This is a genomic window from Bacillus sp. CHD6a, from assembly GCF_001293645.1.
In the GTDB taxonomy this organism is placed as follows: Bacteria; Bacillota; Bacilli; order Bacillales; family Bacillaceae_I; genus Sutcliffiella_A.
On record NZ_LBMD01000001.1, the window covers coordinates 484,969 to 503,852 of the forward strand.

General features: G+C 39.6%; 21 protein-coding genes. 1 reads left to right on the forward strand and 20 read right to left on the reverse strand.

The features are described 5' to 3' along the window. Positions 1-167: 167 nt before the first annotated feature. The 19 genes from aroH to AAV98_RS02560 all read right to left on the reverse strand — a co-directional run bounded on the left by aroH (position 168) and on the right by AAV98_RS02560 (position 16,903). The gene (gene aroH, locus AAV98_RS02470; protein WP_060663960.1) at positions 168-548 is read right to left on the reverse strand and encodes a chorismate mutase; all 381 of its coding nucleotides are present in this window, start codon (positions 546-548) and stop codon (positions 168-170) included. Positions 549-574: 26 nt separating this feature from the next. Next, positions 575-1,669, reverse strand: a complete 1,095-nt coding sequence (aroB, locus tag AAV98_RS02475; RefSeq protein WP_060663961.1) for a 3-dehydroquinate synthase — start codon at positions 1,667-1,669, stop codon at positions 575-577. Next, positions 1,653-2,825 (reverse strand): chorismate synthase, encoded by a 1,173-nt coding sequence (aroC, locus tag AAV98_RS02480; RefSeq protein WP_060663962.1) that lies wholly within the window; start codon positions 2,823-2,825, stop codon positions 1,653-1,655. The genes aroB and aroC overlap by 17 nt, the downstream gene beginning before the upstream one ends. 292 nt (positions 2,826-3,117) lie before the next feature. Further along, positions 3,118-3,900 (reverse strand): CheR family methyltransferase, encoded by a 783-nt coding sequence (locus AAV98_RS02485; RefSeq protein ID WP_082380734.1) that lies wholly within the window; start codon positions 3,898-3,900, stop codon positions 3,118-3,120. Between the two features lie 303 nt (positions 3,901-4,203). Beyond that, a complete protein-coding gene (gene ndk / locus AAV98_RS02490) occupies positions 4,204-4,650 on the reverse strand; it encodes a nucleoside-diphosphate kinase (protein WP_060663963.1) in 447 nt (148 codons plus the stop codon). A gap of 136 nt (positions 4,651-4,786) precedes the next feature. Then, entirely contained in the window at positions 4,787-5,749 is a 963-nt protein-coding gene (gene hepT, locus AAV98_RS02495; protein ID WP_060663964.1) for a heptaprenyl diphosphate synthase component II, read from the reverse strand. An 18-nt stretch (positions 5,750-5,767) separates the two neighbouring features. After that, positions 5,768-6,481 (reverse strand): demethylmenaquinone methyltransferase, encoded by a 714-nt coding sequence (locus AAV98_RS02500; RefSeq protein ID WP_060663965.1) that lies wholly within the window; start codon positions 6,479-6,481, stop codon positions 5,768-5,770. Positions 6,482-6,484: 3 nt separating this feature from the next. Next, on the reverse strand, positions 6,485-7,303 hold the full coding sequence (locus tag AAV98_RS02505; protein ID WP_060663966.1) for a heptaprenyl diphosphate synthase component 1: 819 nt from the start codon (positions 7,301-7,303) through the stop codon (positions 6,485-6,487). 233 nt (positions 7,304-7,536) lie between these two features. Then, a complete protein-coding gene (gene mtrB, locus AAV98_RS02510; protein WP_060663967.1) occupies positions 7,537-7,758 on the reverse strand; it encodes a trp RNA-binding attenuation protein MtrB in 222 nt (73 codons plus the stop codon). Positions 7,759-7,789: 31 nt separating this feature from the next. Then, positions 7,790-8,356: a GTP cyclohydrolase I FolE gene (gene folE / locus AAV98_RS02515; RefSeq protein ID WP_060663968.1), complete on the reverse strand. Its 567-nt coding sequence runs from the start codon at positions 8,354-8,356 to the stop codon at positions 7,790-7,792. A gap of 138 nt (positions 8,357-8,494) precedes the next feature. After that, positions 8,495-8,767: a non-specific DNA-binding protein Hbs gene (gene hbs, locus AAV98_RS02520; protein ID WP_010193643.1), complete on the reverse strand. Its 273-nt coding sequence runs from the start codon at positions 8,765-8,767 to the stop codon at positions 8,495-8,497. Positions 8,768-9,162: 395 nt separating this feature from the next. Continuing rightward, the gene (gene spoIVA, locus AAV98_RS02525; RefSeq protein ID WP_010193642.1) at positions 9,163-10,641 is read right to left on the reverse strand and encodes a stage IV sporulation protein A; all 1,479 of its coding nucleotides are present in this window, start codon (positions 10,639-10,641) and stop codon (positions 9,163-9,165) included. A gap of 246 nt (positions 10,642-10,887) precedes the next feature. Continuing rightward, positions 10,888-11,619: a hypothetical protein gene (locus AAV98_RS02530; RefSeq protein WP_060663969.1), complete on the reverse strand. Its 732-nt coding sequence runs from the start codon at positions 11,617-11,619 to the stop codon at positions 10,888-10,890. A gap of 21 nt (positions 11,620-11,640) precedes the next feature. Continuing rightward, complete coding sequence (locus AAV98_RS02535; protein ID WP_060663970.1) at positions 11,641-11,847, reverse strand: DUF2768 domain-containing protein; 207 nt, start codon at positions 11,845-11,847, stop codon at positions 11,641-11,643. Between the two features lie 808 nt (positions 11,848-12,655). Next, positions 12,656-13,693 carry an NAD(P)H-dependent glycerol-3-phosphate dehydrogenase gene (locus AAV98_RS02540; RefSeq protein ID WP_060663971.1) on the reverse strand — a complete coding sequence of 346 codons (1,038 nt, stop codon included), beginning with the start codon at positions 13,691-13,693 and terminating at the stop codon, positions 12,656-12,658. A gap of 17 nt (positions 13,694-13,710) precedes the next feature. Continuing rightward, positions 13,711-15,021, reverse strand: a complete 1,311-nt coding sequence (gene der / locus AAV98_RS02545) for a ribosome biogenesis GTPase Der (protein WP_060663972.1) — start codon at positions 15,019-15,021, stop codon at positions 13,711-13,713. Between the two features lie 205 nt (positions 15,022-15,226). Further along, entirely contained in the window at positions 15,227-15,412 is a 186-nt protein-coding gene (locus AAV98_RS02550) for a capping complex subunit for YIEGIA (RefSeq protein WP_060663973.1), read from the reverse strand. A 1-nt stretch (position 15,413) separates the two neighbouring features. Further along, positions 15,414-16,301: a YIEGIA family protein gene (locus AAV98_RS02555; RefSeq protein WP_060663974.1), complete on the reverse strand. Its 888-nt coding sequence runs from the start codon at positions 16,299-16,301 to the stop codon at positions 15,414-15,416. Next, the gene (locus AAV98_RS02560) at positions 16,298-16,903 is read right to left on the reverse strand and encodes a YphA family membrane protein (RefSeq protein WP_060663975.1); all 606 of its coding nucleotides are present in this window, start codon (positions 16,901-16,903) and stop codon (positions 16,298-16,300) included. Before AAV98_RS02560 ends, AAV98_RS02555 begins: the two co-directional genes overlap by 4 nt. A gap of 124 nt (positions 16,904-17,027) precedes the next feature. Between AAV98_RS02560 and AAV98_RS19825 the strand changes: the two genes are divergently transcribed. Continuing rightward, entirely contained in the window at positions 17,028-17,159 is a 132-nt protein-coding gene (locus AAV98_RS19825; RefSeq protein WP_082380736.1) for a YpzI family protein, read from the forward strand. 628 nt (positions 17,160-17,787) lie between these two features. Here the strand turns inward: AAV98_RS19825 and fni are convergent. After that, a complete protein-coding gene (gene fni, locus AAV98_RS02565; RefSeq protein WP_060663976.1) occupies positions 17,788-18,849 on the reverse strand; it encodes a type 2 isopentenyl-diphosphate Delta-isomerase in 1,062 nt (353 codons plus the stop codon). Between the last annotated feature and the right edge of the window lie 35 nt (positions 18,850-18,884).

Here is an 18,884-nt window from a genome sequence, read left to right on the forward strand (position 1 = left end):
TAACCTCAGCTAATCTCGACTCATTCTCAACTATTCTCTTCTCAACTCGGCTTAAAAATAAATGTTTTGAATTGGTAAACTCTTTGGCTCTATAGCCCTCAACTTCATGCTCTAAACTAATCTCTCAACTGTTTTACTTCTTGTAAGTACTATATGATAGTAGATTACTAATTGTCAACCGATAACGTTTTTGCAAGGTCCGGTCTTAGGCTCACAGCGTCATGCAAATAAATATGTTGAATATTTTTTTGTGGTACCTCAGTGTTTACTGTCATCATAATCCTAATACAGGAAGGTAGTGAGTTTGGCACAGCAATTTCTTTTGTACACATGACAGGGACATAATCCCAGCCTTCAAGGTTTCGCAGTGCCTTCGCAGGGAAACATGCCGTGATATCTGCTGTGACGGAAATCAGTACTTGCGCGACATCTTCTGCCTCAATGCTGTTCGCTTGAATCATGTTTTGTAATAATTCTTCTGTTTTACAGATTATTTCTTTTTCAGAATTCTTAAGTATGGTTGTTGCACCTCTTACACCACGAATCACCGAATTCCCCCTTATTGGATGATCTATTAATAAAATTCTTGTAAAGTTTCAAGGATAAGTTCATCTGGCACGGATTGCAGTTCTACATTTCCAATGGACTGTATCAATACCATATGTATATGACTGTTTTGAGTTTTTTTGTCTTTTTTCATCCAATCTAACAGTTCTTGTGGGGAAACGGATGTTTGAATCTTAGTTGGGAAGCCAAAACGATTCCACGCTTGTGACAAGTCAGCGCTTAAATTGAGTACTGGTTTCAACTTTTCACTTAATCTAGTTGCAAAAAGCATTCCTAGTGCTACACCGTCTCCATGCGTTATTTTTCCATAGCCATAAGCAGCCTCAAGTGCATGACCGAGTGTATGGCCAAAATTCAAGATTGCACGCAAGCCTGTCTCTTTTTCATCACTTGATACAACTTCCGCTTTGATCTTAATTCCCTTTTCCAAACACACAAGCAGGTTGTCTTCTGTAAGGTCGTCCAGATTCTTTATGGTTCCTTTTATCCAACGATAGAATGCTTCGTCCCAGATAAGGGAATGCTTTACCACTTCAGCAAAGCCTGAGCGCATTTCTTTTTCGGGCAGGCTCTTTAAGAAATCCACATCATATATGACCGCTTCCGGCTGATAAAAGGACCCAATCATATTTTTCCCTAGAGGATGATTGATAGCAACCTTTCCTCCGACTGCGCTGTCATGTGCGAGGAGTGTTGTAGGGACTTGGATGAATTTAATTCCCCTCATAAATGTCGAGGCAACAAATCCTGCAATATCACCAACCACTCCACCACCTAGGGCGATGATGGCAGAATGGCGATCCAATCCATTTTCCAGCGCAAAGGTTTGGATAGCATAATAATTTTCGAATGATTTTGCTTCTTCACCATTAGGAAGAACATAGGAATGGACGATATAATTTTGCGTTAAACTTGAGACTATTTCAGAAAGGTACAGGTCAGCAACTAGATCATCTGTCACAATTAGCACTTTACTGGGTTTCTTTTGAAAAGCCCCCAGTAACTGAGGCAGTTCTTGTATTGCTCCTTTACCTAAAAATACGGGATACTCCTTTGAAGCAGTTTGAACGGTAACCTGCTTCCAATTAGAATTTAGCTGCATGCTCTCTCATCCTTTGGACATTTTCCTTAATAAGGTCCATTCTGTCCTGTCCGAATTGTTCTACGATGGCTTGTGCGATTTCCCAAGCGACCACCGCTTCTGCTACCACACTTGCTGCAGGTACCGCACAGCTGTCGGAACGTTCAATACTTGCCTGAAAAGGCTCTTTTGTATCAATATCCACGCTTTGTAACGGCTTGTAAAGCGTAGGAATGGGTTTCATGACACCTCTTACCACAATCGGCATCCCAGTTGTCATTCCACCTTCAAAACCTCCAAGGTTATTAGATAGACGGTAATAGCCACGTTCTTCGCTCCAAGCAATCTCATCATGAACCTTACTTCCCGGAAGGCTAGCTGCTTGGAACCCAACGCCAAACTCTACCCCTTTAAAAGCATTGATGCTCATAATGGACGCTGCTACTTTAGCATCCAACTTTCGATCATAATGCACATAACTTCCTACTCCAGCAGGAACCCCTTCTACAATGACTTCTACTATACCGCCAATAGAATCTCCGTTTTCTTTAGCTGTGTCAATTGCATCCATCATCTCTTGTTCTACTTTTTTATCGTAACAACGAACAGGGGATGCTTCAGTCTCCGCTTTTAAGTCATCTAAATTCGTAATAGGTTGAGGCGTTGCTTTCACCCCTCCTATTTCCGTTACATGTCCAGCTACCTTTATGCCTAGTTCAGCGAGGAACTTTCTAGCAACAGCACCTGCTGCTACTCTAACTGTTGTTTCCCTTGCAGAAGAACGCTCTAGGACATTCCTCATATCGCGGTGACCGTATTTAATCGCTCCATTTAAATCGGCATGTCCTGGACGGGGCTTTGTCACCTTTCGTTTTACTTCTTCTTGGTCTTCTTTAGAAAGGGGCTCAATCCCCATAATTTTCGTCCAATGCTTCCAGTCATCATTTGTTACTGCCAAGGTTATGGGAGAACCTAATGTTTGACCATGACGAACTCCACTCAGAATATCTACGGTATCCTTTTCAATTTGCATTCTTCTGCCACGGCCATGCCCTTTCTGTCTTCTTGCCAGATCATCATTAATATCCTCGACAGTCAGTGGCAGCCCAGCTGGGACACCTTCCAATATGGTTGTCAATTGCGGTCCATGCGACTCGCCAGCAGTCAAATATCTCATCGTTATCAGCCTCTCCTTTATCTCTTTAAAGCTTTTAAGCGTGTAAGTGAAATTAATTATGTAATACTATAACACAAGTGTAGCGGATTGTTCTACTAAAAAAAAGCAAGTTGTTGGGGAAAGGGGGGAGAATTGTGGGGTTTAGTATCATTCTATTGGAGAGGTTGGGGGTTTTTGATGGTTGTTCGAGTTTATAGAACCGTTCTATAGGACCGTTTGCTTTATTGTCGTTGCTGTTCGGGCGTATAGAACCGTTCTACTATACCATTTATACAGGAATGTAGCTTAATAGTTATATTTTCCTGTAAAAAAATGTATCCACTACTTCAAAACCATATTTTGCAGGTTGGAAAATTTGTTCTGTACTGCCTACAAACAATATCCCGCCTTTTTTTAGTGCATGACTAAATTTGTGGTAAAGCTGTTCTTTCGCTTCCTCAGTAAAATAAATCAAAACGTTGCGGCAGACAATCAAGTCATGTCCTGATTCAAAGGGATCAGCCAATAGATTGAGCCTTTTAAAAATAACAGTATTCTTTATTTCCTCTTTCACCTTATAAAAACCATCATGTTTATTAAAATGCTTATTCTTGACTGCAACAGGCACTTCTTGAAGGGATTTTTCTTGGTAGGTCGCTAGCTTTGCCCTTGCAATCACGTTTGAATCGATATCAGTTGCTTTCACTCTAATATCGTTTAGTGGAAGGAAGTTGTTGAGCACCATTGAAAGTGTATAGGGCTCCTCTCCTGTCGAACATGCCGCACTCCAAACTTTTGGATTTTTGTTTTCCTTTAAAAGAACAGGGAGGATTTTCTCCTCTAAGATCTCCCACCGGTTGTAATTGCGATAGAACTCAGAAACATTGATGGTCATTCGGTCTAGAAATTCAAATAGTTCTTCGCGATCTTTTTCAAGCAGACTGTAATATTCATAAAAATTCTTCAATCCCTTTTTTTCATAGAGAGAGGTAAGCCTTCTTTTCATCTGACCTTCTTTATATAAAGCAAGGTCAATGCCTGTCTTCCTTTTTATCTGTTCAATAAACTGAGTGTAATCGTCCCTCATATCATTCATCTACTTTCTCTCTATTTCTGTAATTTTAGTATAGCTGATTTGAGTATAGACAGGGGAACTAGCTTCAAAAAAATTTTCCAAAATACCTTTTACCGTTCTACAACAACCTTCTACCTTTCCCAAGCAACCTTCTACCTTTCCCAAGCAACCTTCTACCTCTTAATTCAAATGTTCGACAAACACACACCTTTCCCCCTAAAAAGAATCACCGAAGTTCGTCAAAACTATTAAACGCAACAAAAAACGCCCCTCTCCAAATGAGAAGGGCGCCTCTTATAAAGCGTTTTCAATTTATCGTAACTATTAGTAGATCCAGTTGTTTACGTCTCTTTTGTATTCAACAAGACCTTCGCCATTAAAGAAAAGACCGATTTCACGTTCAGCACTCTCGGAAGAATCAGAACCGTGGATGATGTTTTTGCCGACGATTACGCCGTACTCTCCGCGGATTGTTCCTGGAGCAGCATCTTTAGGGTTTGTAGCACCCATCATATGACGCGCGGTAGCGATTACATTTTCACCTTGCCAAACCATTGCAAATACAGGACCAGAAGTGATGAAGTCTACAAGCTCTCCGAAGAAAGGACGCTCTTTATGTTCACCGTAGTGCTCTTCTGCCAATTCAGTTGGAATTTGCATTAATTTTGCACCAACAAGTTGGAAACCTTTTTTTTCAAAACGAGAAACGATTTCACCGATAAGGTTACGTTGTACGCCATCAGGCTTTACCATCAAAAATGTTTTTTCCATAATAATTTCTCCACCCCATTACGATTATGTAAGGTTAGGTAAACCCTAACCTACCAAAATATATCACGGTTTTTGTAGTTTCGCAACAGAAGATGGAGAATTATCGTAATATTTTACAAAGTTCACGAAATTGAGTCTAATATTTCCGTTTTCCAATGTACTTGGCCACATTGTTGAAGGTACGTTTAGCAAGTCCATTGGGAAGTTTCTCAAGCTCCTTAAATGCCCGCTCCAAATAACGGTCACTAAGTGCAAAAGAACGGTCTATTGCATCAGACCTTTTAATCAACTCAATAATTTCCTTAATTTCATCTGAACCGCTGTGTTCGTGAATGGTGCGGATCTTTTTGTTTAATTCAGTTGATTCCATTGCATATAAAACAGGCAACGTAATATTACCCTGCAGAAGGTCACTTCCGGCAGGCTTCCCGAGCTGTTCTTCTGTCGATGTAAAATCTAGAATGTCATCTGTAATTTGAAAAGACATACCGACATAATAACCGAACCAATATAAGCTTCGATGAACAGAAGCAGGAACCCCAGATGTGATGGCTCCAAGCTGACAACTCACTGCAATAAGGATAGCTGTTTTCCTTTTGATTCTTCGCAGGTATGTACGTAGGTTTTGATCATAGTTATATTTATCCCTAATCTGTTCAATTTCACCTTTACAGAGTTCAACGAGAGTATTAGAGAGGATGCGGTGAGCTTCAATATCTTCTACTCTGGTCATCATTTCGAGGGATCTGGCAAATATATAATCACCTGTGTACATAGCAATGCGGTTGTCCCATTTAGCTTTAATGGTTTCCTTCCCACGCCTTAACTCCGCATCATCTATGACATCATCGTGCACAAGGGATGCCATATGCATTAGCTCTAGGGCAACAGCCACATTCTTGACTTTATGAATGTCGTAAGTTCCAAGTTTTGCGGCCAATAGGACAAAGACTGGTCGGATTCTTTTCCCTCCAGCCTGAAGCAAATGTAACGAAGCCTCATGCAACAAAGCACGTTCGGTTTGAATGGTAGCTTCTAATTCATTTTCAATTATTTGCAAATCATTATTTAAAAAAGAATACATCATCTTTAATTTCATGTAGGTCACCTTTATAAACTATTTTCTAGGTTTTACTCCTAAATGCATGGCAGCGACTCCACCGGTATAAGCCTTTACCTCAACTGGTCGGAAACCTACTTTTTCATACATCATTTTTAGTTCTTTCATCCCTGGAAAGTCTTTGGCCGATTCATGTAACCAAGCATATTCATTGTAGCTTTTGGCGAAAACCTTTCCAAGCATCGGCATTACGTATTGAAAATAAAGAAAATAGACTTGACGGAAGCCTGGCATAGTTGGTTGTGATGTTTCCAGGCAAACAACCTTTCCTCCAGGTTTGACTACCCTATACATCTCTTTTAACACTTGGAAGTAGTCAGGCACATTACGTAAACCGAAACCTATTGTGACATAATCAAAAGTATTATCTTCAAACGGAAGTGCCATCGCGTTCCCATGAATCAATTCAATGTTATCCTTACCAAGCCCTTTTACTTTTTCTTTGCCGATAGATAGCATGTTCTCACTGAAATCCAAGCCAACCACTTTTCCATTTCGTCCAACTGCCTCTGCCATAGAGATGGTCCAGTCTGCTGTTCCACAGCACACATCCAATGCTTTAGCACCACCTTGCACGTTCATTCTTTTCATCGTATCTTTCCGCCACGCGACATGACGTTGGAAACTGATGACGGAATTCATTTTGTCATAGTTTTTATATATTTTTTCAAAAACATTATGAACACGTTCTTCTTTGGATGGATGTTGCATGGCTTACCCTTCTTCCGCATACTTTTTTGTTGAAAATGGTATTTCATAGAAAAGTTCTTGTATTCTTGCTTCTAACAGTTTGTTCATTGTTGGGATGGTGTGCGTCAATTGTTCCATTTTTTGTTTAATATGATCAATATACCGATCAATAAGGTATAACATATATGTTTCCTGTTCTTTTGAAGCGACATCCTTTTCTCCTTTTGAAAAAGCTATTCTTCGCAAAGTGTCAAAAAGGAAGGTCGATCTTTCATTACAGAAAAGCTTCCGTTCTTGAATTAAGCGCTTTAATAACAGAAAGTTGCCGCCCAATTCTTTTAAGAGGGAGTCGGAAAAAAAGCCAGAAACAGACTGAATAAGCGAGGATTCGATCTTTCCGAGACTGTCCATCAATGGTTCTACTCCTTCTAGCTCTTTATGATAATAGGCAATTTTATGCTCATTTATTTGTTTTATAGAATTTGCAAGTGTTTTTATCATGGAAATGTCATTTACATCTGCCAGAAGCCTATAATATAAGCCACTATAAAAATCCCCTGCCAATACAGTCAATTGGCGATTTTTTTCATCGCCGACCTCAAGTTGACCTGCTTTTGCATTTGTCACCATATCATGGGTATCAAGGGCGATCTGTACAAGCATGGTTGATAATATGTATTGTTCTTTTTTTTCATCAGAAATATCAATGTGCTCCATGATAGAATAAAGCAATAATAACTTATCTTCATCAATGGCAGGGTATTCAATATGTTTAATTAAATATGGATGTGTAATCAGATTATGTAGTTTCTCTTTTATTATGGATATATGTATATGACTCACTAAAGACCACCCTTGTTCCCTTTTCTTGACTGCCGTCCGGTTCATAATTAGAAGTACAGACGGAAGAGTCGAACTAAAATAGACAAAGTTAATTATAGCACATTAGTGGAGCATATTGTTAAAATGGGCTATCTTTCTTTAGTTTAACCCGCTTTTGAATAGATAATAAGAAAAGCAGAGAAATATTTATTCATCTGCTTTCTTAATTAAGACATATGATAATGATTATTGTGTCAGTCTGTTTCCATTTCTCCATGAGAAGATTGGATGAGCGCTTTGCCTCTAATCTTGATTGCGGAGGTGTGCTCGGTAAACTGGGCGATCATCACTTCTCCTCTGTCAAGCTTTTCCGAATGATGAAAGCGAGTGTCTGTACCACGCGTAAGTCCAATGACACTTACGCCATCTTCCTTCGCTTTGATAACAATAAAGTCGTTCGTGTTAGATTGACCCATGACAATCCTCCTTCTAAGTTTCGATATGGTGTTACCCTTTTATTAAAGACAAGACTTCCGCTCTTGCTGCAGGATCATTTTCAAGTACACCACGGACTGCAGAAGTAATAGTTAATGCTCCCGGTTTCTTAACACCTCGCATAGTCATGCACATGTGCTCAGCTTCCACTACTACCATTACACCATGTGGATCAAGAGATTCTACAATAGATTCCGCTATGGTAGATGTAATTCTTTCCTGAAGCTGTGGTCTTTTTGCAACCGCCTCCACTGCACGGGCAAGTTTACTTAGTCCAGTAACTTTTCCACCTTTAGGTATGTATGCTACATGGGCTTTTCCAAAGAAAGGTACCAAATGATGTTCACACATAGAAAAGAAAGAGATATCTTTGACAAGTACCAATTCTTCATGTGCTTCTCCAAACACTGTTTTAAAATGTTCTTTAGGGTCTTCATTTAAACCAGCGAATACTTCTGTGTACATCTTAGCTACACGTTTTGGAGTATCCAGTAATCCTTCTCGATTAGGATCTTCTCCAATTGCTTCCAAAATCATTCTTACTGCTTCTTCTATCTGAGCCTTATTAACTTCTGTCATTTATTTTTCCTCCTACATTACCGTTAAAAAATAGCTGTAATGTGATTCTAGCATAAGTTTTTTTAAAAAAGCAAAAATAAAGAGGCGCAAAGTATGCGCCTCTTTAAGATGACTTTGATTTGACTATGTAGCTGTCAATTATTTCACAGCATCCTTAAGTGCTTTACCAGGTTTGAAAGCTGGTACTTTGCTTGCAGCGATTTCGATCTCTTCCCCAGTTTGTGGGTTACGACCTTTACGCGCAGCACGTTCACGTACTTCAAAGTTACCAAAACCGATTAATTGTACTTTGTCACCGTTTTTAAGTGCGTCAAGAATTGTATCGAAAACAGCATCAACTGCTTTAGTAGCATCCTTCTTAGAAAGTTCACTAGCTTCAGCAACTGCATTGATTAAATCTGTCTTGTTCATGCCATTCACCTCCTCCCAAAGGAGTTATCGCTATTCTAAACCAAAATAGTATTTTAGTCTAGCAAAAGCCTTTAGTACTAACATTTGTTCACAATTTTGATTGATTCTATACATGGTAGAATCGCTTAATCTTGCAACTAGGCTTATATTAACCCATTAAACACTAGATTTCAACAAATTTCTCACAAAAAAGTGCTTCTAGAGGAATATTTCGCCAATTAAGAGAAGATTTTCTGCTTGTAGATTATCATATAAACGCCTATATATCAAGCGTTTCTCTGTTTTAATACACGAAAAAAGGCGACCCATCTGTGTTAATTCCACAGATAGGTCACCATTAAACATATTCGACACTTTTCTACCCCGACTTCTGCTCCGAGCAACAGCTAAAAGTCTTATAGAATTATCGCGATAAGCCCACCAGAGCCTTCGTTGATGATTCGTTCTAGCGTTTCTTTCAGTTTGTACCTGGCGTTTTCAGGCATTAATGAGATTTTAGCATGTATACCTTCTCTTACAATGGAACTCAGAGAGCGCCCGAAGATATCGGAATTCCAGATGGATAGTGGATCATCCTCAAAGTCTTGCATCAAGTAGCGAACTAGTTCTTCGCTTTGTTTTTCTGTTCCGATAATCGGTGCGAACTCACTTTCCACATCTACTTTGATCATATGAATGGATGGTGCCACTGCCTTTAATCTGACCCCGAATCGTGATCCTTGACGAATAATCTCTGGTTCTTCAAGACTCATATCAGTCAGAGCTGGTGAAGCAATTCCATATCCTGTCTGTTTCACCATTTTTAATGCGTCGGAGACTTGATCGTACTCAGCTTTTGCATAAGCAAAATCTTGCATTAATTGCAGCAAGTGGTCCTTACCTCTAATCTCCACTCCTACAACCTCTTTTAAAATGTGATCATATAGATCGTCTGGTGCATATAAGTCGATCTCCGCAATTCCTTGCCCCATCTCTATCCCAGCAAGTCCAGCCCTGTCAATGAATTCATATTCGCTGAACTGGCCTACCACGCGGTCCACATCGCGAAGGCGCTTAATATCCTTCACTGTATCTTTCACCGCTTCTTGGTAGCTTTCACGTAACCAATGGTTATCTTTCAGAACCATAACCCAGCTTGGAAGATTAACATTTACTTCAAGTACCGGGAATTCAAAAAGTGCTTCTCTTAATACATTGTAGACATCAGATTCTCTCATGCTTTCTACACTCATCGCAATAACTGGGATATCATATTTTTCACATAACTCTCGCTTTAACGCCTCAGTTTCCGGGTGATGCGGCTGTACAGTGTTGATTACCATGATGAATGGTTTCCCAACTTCTTTTAATTCCTCTACAACTCTTTCCTCTGCTTCAATGTAATCTCTGCGAGGAATTTCACCGATAGAGCCATCTGTAGCAATAACTACGCCAATGGTAGAATGCTCTTGAATTACTTTTCTTGTACCAATCTCCGCTGCCTCATGGAATGGAATTGGCTCTTCATACCAAGGAGTATTGATCATTCTAGGACCGTTTTCATCCTCATATCCTTTGGCACCAGGTACAGTATAACCCACACAGTCTACAAGACGGATATTTACATCAAGGCCCTCATCTACTTTAACCTTAACTGCCTGGTTAGGTACAAATTTGGGCTCTGTTGTCATAATCGTTTTACCAGCTGCACTTTGAGGCAACTCATCTTGAGCACGCGCTTTATCAGACTCGTTTCCGATATTCGGCAGAACCACTAACTCCATGAACCTTTTGATGAAAGTTGATTTCCCTGTTCGAACAGCTCCTACGACCCCTAAATATATATCGCCGCCCGTACGTTCAGCGATATCTTTGAAAATATCTACTTTTTCCAAGTGATTCCCTCCCGACATTTATCTTGGGATTTTCATTTTCTAGTAAGGATATAATCTATGACACTATATGTGTATGATGTTGTCCTAATTAAATATGACTACTTTATAGAAAATTCATCCCGTTTCCCTCTTTATTTTTATATATGGTTAATAGCAAGAATTAGTGGGGCATTATGTTTCATAGAAATAAAACAAAAAACCCTTCTTTAGAATGTATTCTCTAAAGAAGGGTTCATGACAACTATTCTATTCTTTATTTAAAAAGACCGGTTCATTGTTCTCATCTACCGTGTAAGGAAGAGAAAATGCAGGTACAAACACGGAATGCTCCACAATAATGCCACGGATATCATCTCCTGGTTTGTAACTATGCTCATGTTCTTTAAGAAAATCGTACAAGTCTATGGAATAATCCAATTGAGCTTGTCCTTCATTATTTAAGACAAATGGTAGGTTTTTACCGGAAATTGGACTCTCCGCGAAAGGTTCTGACTCATAGCCCAGTTTCTCCCAATCCAATTTGAATGCCTGATCATTGATTACTTCTTTGATCGGGGCATATCCATTATTTGAGCGCTTGTACATATCAATTCTAATATTAATATCACGAATTTGTTCAGCCACACGAAGATCAATCAACTTCACTTTAGGATCTTCTTCCACATCCACAAGCACATAAAGATAGACTCCCCCACTTTCATATGCCGTCCCAGGAGGTTCTTGTATGTACCGAGGGGATAATTTATTAAAATCAATTGGATATTTTTGATAGATTGGTGTCTCCATATCCCTATCTTTTATAGGTAACAATCCCCCAGTTGCCTCACGGTATTGATTAACAGAGGACTGTACGGCTTCTAATTGATCTAAATAAGGGACTTGGTTTTCTTTTAAACGATCTTGAGGATATAAACACCCCGAAAGGACGCTGCTCAACATCACTATTCCTACAAGTAGGAAGAACCTATTTAATTTCATAGTTAATTCCTTCCTTCTTCATTATTGCTCCGGTACAGGACCACTGAATACAACATAGAAAATTATCAGGCCGGCAAGTAAAATTAATAAAAAAGCAACCGTATTCAAAATACCTCTTATAATGCTGTTACTCACCTTAAATCTAGTAAAATAAACCGTTAAAACGGATATAATCATGAACCCCATCGCTACAAACGAAATCCACATCTTCATTAATGCAGGTGACATCCTCATCTCTCCTTTTCCGTGAAACATTATAGCATAAGATATACTCTAAATGAAACAACAAAAAAGCTGAAGTAAAAGGGGCCATTTTTACTTCAGCATAAAAAGAAAGACTAAATAATCCAATCCCACAGCTCAACCAGTGATATCCTCATACACATCTTATGCGGCACTTTACATACATGCATCGCCAAATGCCTATTTATCGCAAAAAAGCTTGTAAAAATTATGGATTTCTTTCCTGAGCACCCTCCTATGGTTTCTTCTTTATAAGTTATGCACTTGAACAGGATGGGTGTTTGTTTATTTTATGTATAGATACATTTAGAATAACCGGACAAAAAATACATTTTTTAAGTATATGACATTAGTTTGTTGTTAATCGCTGCTGTTCCTTTCCGCAAATGGCTTCGCTTTCCGCGGGACGGTGCCTTGAGCCTCCTCACTTCGTTGCGGGGTCTCAACCTACCGTTATTCCCCCGCTGGAGTCTACGCCATTTGCTCCAATCCACAGCTGAAAATTACATAAACGAAAAGTTAATGCTTATTCAATTAACTCAGTTAGATTGCTTTTCATAAACTCTTAGTGAATGAAGCCACCTAGTTGATTGTAGTGGAAGGCGCGGAGACGCCCGCGGGAGGAAGGGACAGGTGAGACCCCGGAAGGCGAAGCCTGAGGAGGCTCACGGACCGCCCGCAGGCAAGCGAAGCGCCTGGAACGGAAATCAACCGAATAAATTACTTCCTTATACTTTTAAAAATACCTGTTAACGAATAAACGCCCCTTCTAAAAACGAAGGGGCATTGACGTTTACTGGACTCTGTCACCAAGGAGCTGTGCAAGGTCGTCCAATTCGGTTGTTTTGGAGCGGCTCATTAATTCATCCACCGCGTCTTTTGGATCTACGCCATCAAATAATACATGATATAGTGCTGATGTCAGTGGCATCTTCACTTGGAGCTTTTGTGATAGCTGATATGCAGCCTTGGTGGTACGTACACCTTCAACGACCATACCCATACTATCCAATACTTCTTCAAGCTTCATCCCTTTACCTAACATGTTACCCGCTCTCCAGTTTCTGCTGTGAACGCTTGTACATGTAACGATTAGGTCGCCCATTCCTGTCAAACCTAGAAATGTAAGCGGATTGGCACCAAGACAGCTTCCTAGACGAGCGATTTCGGCTAGTCCTCTAGTAATTAATGCCGCTTTCGCATTATCCCCATACCCTAGACCATCTGTAATACCGGCAGCCAACGCGATAATATTCTTTAAAGATCCTCCAATTTCTACACCTACCACATCACTATTCGTATAAACACGGAAATGCTGGTTGATAAATAGATCTTGTACCTTTTCAGCAGCTGCAATATTTAAAGAAGCTGCTGTAACAGTTGTGGGTTGTCTCATACTTACTTCTTCTGCATGACTAGGACCGGAAAGCACTACAACCGCTTCACGGATGGATTCAGGGAGTTCATCTTCAATCACTTCTGAAACTCTTAAGTGTGTATCAGGTTCAATTCCTTTACTTACGTGAACAAATAAGGCCGGCGCATTCAAAAAGCCTTTTAATTGTTGGCACACTTCCCTCATCGCTTTTGTAGGGACTGCAAGCACAATGGCTTCTGCAGATTCTACGGCCTCTTTCATAGAAGTAAATCCTACAATTTTATCGGATAACTTAATATTTTTTAAGTATTTTTCATTCGTGTGACGTTGATTTATTTCATCGATTTGAGCTTCCTTATGCCCCCATAGACGTACTTCATGATTATTATCGGCAAGCACCATTGCTAGGGCAGTGCCCCAGCTTCCTGCTCCCAATACAGCAACCTTTTTCACTGATTCACTCCTCCCTTTTACTTTCGTGGACGTGCGATTAGTTTAATAGGTGTTCCTTCAAACCCAAAGGCATCTCTGATACGATTTTCCAAGAAACGCTTGTATGAGAAGTGCAGAAGTTCTGGATCATTAACGAAAATAACAAAGGTAGGCGGTTTAACTGCAACCTGAGTCGCATAATAAATTTTTAATCGCTGGCCTTTATCAGTCGGCGTCGGGTTCATGGCAACGGCATCCATGATCACATCATTCAATACGGTCGTTACCACACGCATGGAGTGATTTTCACTTGCCATTTCAATTTTGGGAATAAGTGTATGAATTCGCTTCTTCGTCTTAGCAGATAAGAACACGATTGGTGCATAGTCTAAGAATAAGAAGTGATCCCTAATTTTTTGCTCAAATTCCTTCATCGTCTTTTCATCTTTTTCCACGGCATCCCACTTGTTTACTACAATGACAATGGCTCTTCCCGCTTCATGAGCATATCCTGCAATTTTTTTGTCTTGTTCAATAATTCCTTCTTCTCCATTGATGACAACTAAAACAACGTCCGAGCGTTCAATGGCACGCAAAGCACGAAGCACACTGTACTTTTCTGTTGTCTCGTATACTTTCCCTTTTTTACGCATACCAGCTGTATCAATAATGACGTAATCTTTCCCGTCAAATGTGTAAGGAGTATCAATTGCGTCTCTTGTTGTTCCTGCGATGTCACTCACAATAACACGGTCTTCACCTAGTAACGCGTTCACTAATGAGGACTTTCCAACGTTAGGACGACCAATTAATGAAAATTTGATGATATCCTCATCATATTCCTCATCTTCGTCTTTAGGGAAGTTCTCAATGACAAAATCAAGCAAGTCCCCAAGTCCCAAGCCATGTGATCCTGAGATTGGAATCGGTTCACCGAAGCCTAAAGCATAAAAATCATATAATGTATCTCTCATATCAGGGTTGTCCACTTTATTTACGGCAACCACTACAGGCTTTTTAGAACGGTATAGTATTTTCGCTACCTCTTCATCAGCTGTTGTTAATCCTTCACGACCGTTAGTCATGAATATGATTACATCCGCCTCGTCAATAGCAATTTCCGCCTGTTCACGAATTTGCGTCATGAACGGAGCATCACTTATTTCAATTCCACCTGTATCAATAATATTAAAATATTGGTTTAACCATTCGCCGGAGCTGTAAATTCTATCTCTAGTAACCCCCGGCACATCTTCCACGATGGAAATTCTCTCTCCAACAATTCTGTTAAATATTGTGGATTTACCCACGTTTGGTCTTCCAACAATCGCTACGGTTGGTTTTGGCATGGTGACCACCCTCCCATTTTTCTATAATTTATGTACTATCTCTTTCATGCTCATTTATCGATTATCTTAGTCTTTACAAAAGGCTGTTTTAGGATACTTTATGGTATCTTCTAATAAAAGAAACCCTCCTGCAAAGGAAGGTCTAACTTGAATAGTTTAACATTATTCCCCGCAATAAGGAAGTCTGACTTTTTCTAAAAACTTATTAATGTTTCACAATAACATATAAATCATTACCCAACCCATGTGCAATTCCATCTAATATGGCTTCAAGGTTTGCTGCAATAAATTCCATTTCCTCTTTCGTTTCACAGGTGAAAATAGGTGCTCCTCCAGCTACTTTTGTGGCATTGGTCGTAATGACAGCAAGTATATACTTTTCCATTTCCATCCTACTTGTTCACCTTTTCCTTCAAGTTTTTCGTAGGCATTCTAATGGCATTTTCAAGCGTTGGTACCCGTTCAAGGATTGCCATACCTATTTTCAAGTCCTGTTCTTGTGGTAATAGGAACACTCCAACACGACCATCATCCAGATCCCTTTTTGCCAGTGGGACAAGTGCAGGCGTGCCCGAATCCCGATAGACTCCAAGCGCAGTTGACATGTCATGAAGAATGGCCTGTCTTTGGCCCAGGTTTGCTATTGTCGTTCTGGCATTGAAGTTTTTAGGCTTTAAAATGAACCCCATCCCATATTGCAATACTTCCTTTTGACGCTCCGGTAACCCGATATTCATGATATAAATATTATCAACATATAGACCTGCACCATCAAAATGAGGCTTTACATACTCAATATCCACGATATCCTTCAACTGACCGCCAGTCATAAGTTTATGAGAAATTAAAGCAGCGGAAATACCGACAACTAACCCTACCCATATATTTGCAGCCAAATAAGCGAGCGTAGCTAAAAACGCGGTAATCATGACTAGATAGTTCCTTCCTTCAAAAGCAATAGCTATTCCCTCAATATATGTACTTCCTCTCGGCACCAATTCAAATGCATCCAGTTCAGTTAGTGTGTTTCTTTCCATGTTTCTAACATCTCGAAATTGTGAAGCGGCCAAAGCCAGAAACGTAATTGCTGCAAACTCTTCTTCCATGATGGCCGGAACTGCAATGGTACCTAGACCCGAAGCAATGAAGGCGAGTGATAAGTGTATGATTTTCCCATGTAAATAGGTAGGATATTGTCGATAATCTGTAACAAGCATGTGTAGCCTTGTCGCTAATCCTATCAATACCCCAAAAATAATGGGCAATGTATATTCATTCATCCTTGTCTCTCCCTTACGCGCTTTTGTATTATAGAATCTAAATGTATAGTCAACGTTTCAAACATTATCCATGTCGCCATTCCAGCTGAAGATAAAGCAAGAACTGCCAAAAACTCGAATGTTCCAAGAGCCGAATAAGAAAAGATACGGTCCATTACTATACTGCGCAAAATCTCACCAAATAAGACTCCAGTAAGCATAAATACGAATCTTTCCCTCTTTGTTTTAAATAGGAGTAAAGATAAGTATAAAATAATGAAGGAAAGCAACCAGGTTCTATCAAAAAAAATCCATACAGGGTCATATATTTCAAACAGAATAAAACAAACATATGCCAACGCTATGGTACAGATAGATAAATAATGTAAAATGTATTTTTGTTTCAATGATTTCACTAGAAGTATAAGAGCAATACCTGCCAATACAAGAAAGGATGCAGTCACAGTAAATCCAAATATCTGTACAGTAGTAGTTGAACCGGCTATCACTACAAGAATCAAAATAGACATAAATGTTCTGACTTCTGATTTAGGGAAGAAAAACGTAATAATAATCCAACCTATCCAACATATAAAATAAAAGTATTGTCCTGCTAATTCCATTTTTCTCCCCTCCTCTCACCAAATCATTATGCCTAAAAAGAGGGGATACTAATCATTAAACACAGTATGTTTTTATCCATTAAGCAAATAATATGTAACAGATTCTCAGAAAAGAGGTGATCATATGGGAAAAGATAGACAAGAAAGAAAATTGAAAGCCCAAAAGAGAACAGAGTCAGATCGCAATCAATCTCTAAAGTATCCTGGTGCTACAACTATGGAAGGTCCTGAAGGTGCTAGAGAGCGAAATCAATAAGATAATACGAGGGAGAAAAGACTGGTTTATTTCAGGTGATTGGTAAAAAACCTCTTTGGATTTCCGCAAATGGCTTCGCTTTCCTAGGGGGTTAAGAGTGCCTACTAGGAGGCCTGCGGGGTCTCGCGGTACACCTCCTGGTAAGCGAAGCGCTTGGAATAGAATACAAACGGGTTTTACTGAGAGTATACTTTTGTACACATAATAAAAGCCTCTGCCTCTGATCCACTACAAGCCCTGTTGAAGAGGTCTTTTTACCTCTTCTAATGACCCATAATGGCATTCAATTCTGATGGAGGAGTCTTTATATCACTTGTAAAGACCTCTAATCGCATTCAATTTTGATGGAAAAGTCTTTATATCACCTGTAAAAACCTCTAATCACTTTCAATCCTGATGGAGACGTCTTTATTTCACTTGTAAAGACCTCTAATTGCTTTCAATCCTGATGGAGAAGTCTTTGTTTCACTTATAATGACCTCTAATCGCTTCCAGTTCAGCTAAATAACCCTTTATTCCGTTTGCTAAGACCTCAAATCATTTCCTATTCTTTTGGAGAAGTCTCTTTATTATTTCCATAAAAAATGCCTTCTTTCTATACATTAGAAAGAAGGCGTTAGTATTTGCTTTAGTTTTGTATGGTTCTATTGCTAAATGCTGAGCAGTCTACTCTACGCTGAGTCAGCCAATGATACGTTTCTCCATTTATTACGACGGGAGCTTGTTGCAATTGCTCAATGGTAGTCGCCCCAAGAGCAGTCATCATCCATCTAAGTTCATCATGTGTTTGTTGAATTAAATGAATCAAAGATTCTTGGCCTTCTTCCATAAATACTTTCAGAAAGTAACCTGCCATTCCAACCGCAGAAGCACCTAATGTTATCGCTTTTGCAATATCCGAAGGTCTTTGAATCCCACCAGAACCGATAATTGAAGTGCCAGGTAAAGCATGCTTCACTTCAGCAATGGAAGCAGCGGTAGGTATTCCCCAGTCATTGAAAAACTCCAATCTTTGTGTACGACGCTCGTTTTCTATTTTAGAGAAGTTAGTCCCACCAAAGCCACTAATATCAAGAATGGATACTCCTACATCTACTAATTTCTTAGCTGTCTCTCGGCTAATGCCAAAACCTGTTTCTTTTACAATTACAGGTACTTCCAAGGAGTTTACTATATGCTCAATTCTTCCTAGAGCACCGGTAAAATCACGATCACCTTCCGGCATGACAAGCTCCTGGATAACATTCAAGTGAATTTGGATGGCATTTGCTTCTAGCATGTCAACTGCCTTTTTTGCCTGATCAACAGTGGCCTCACTTCCTAAATTTGCAAAAACCAGACCACCTGGATTGGCTTTTCTAACTATTTCATAAGTAGTTGCCTCATCTTGATCTTTAATGGCTGACATTTGAGATCCTACCGCTAAGCCAATATCACAGACTTTCGCGACTTCAGCCAGTGCTTTATTAATTTCCCATGTTTTTTTGCCGCCTCCACCAGTCATTGCATTGATAAAAATAGGCGAACTTAGTGTAAGTTCGCCTATTTTTGTATTCAATTTAATGTCAGTAGTGGAGAGATTAGGCAAGCTTTGATGTACAAACATGACATCGTCAAAACCGGTCTGTCTTACTTGTCCTGTTGTTAATGCATGTTGTATATGATCCATTTTCCTTTGTGCTCTACTCACCTGTAATCACCTTGACATTTTTATTTGTATTTAAT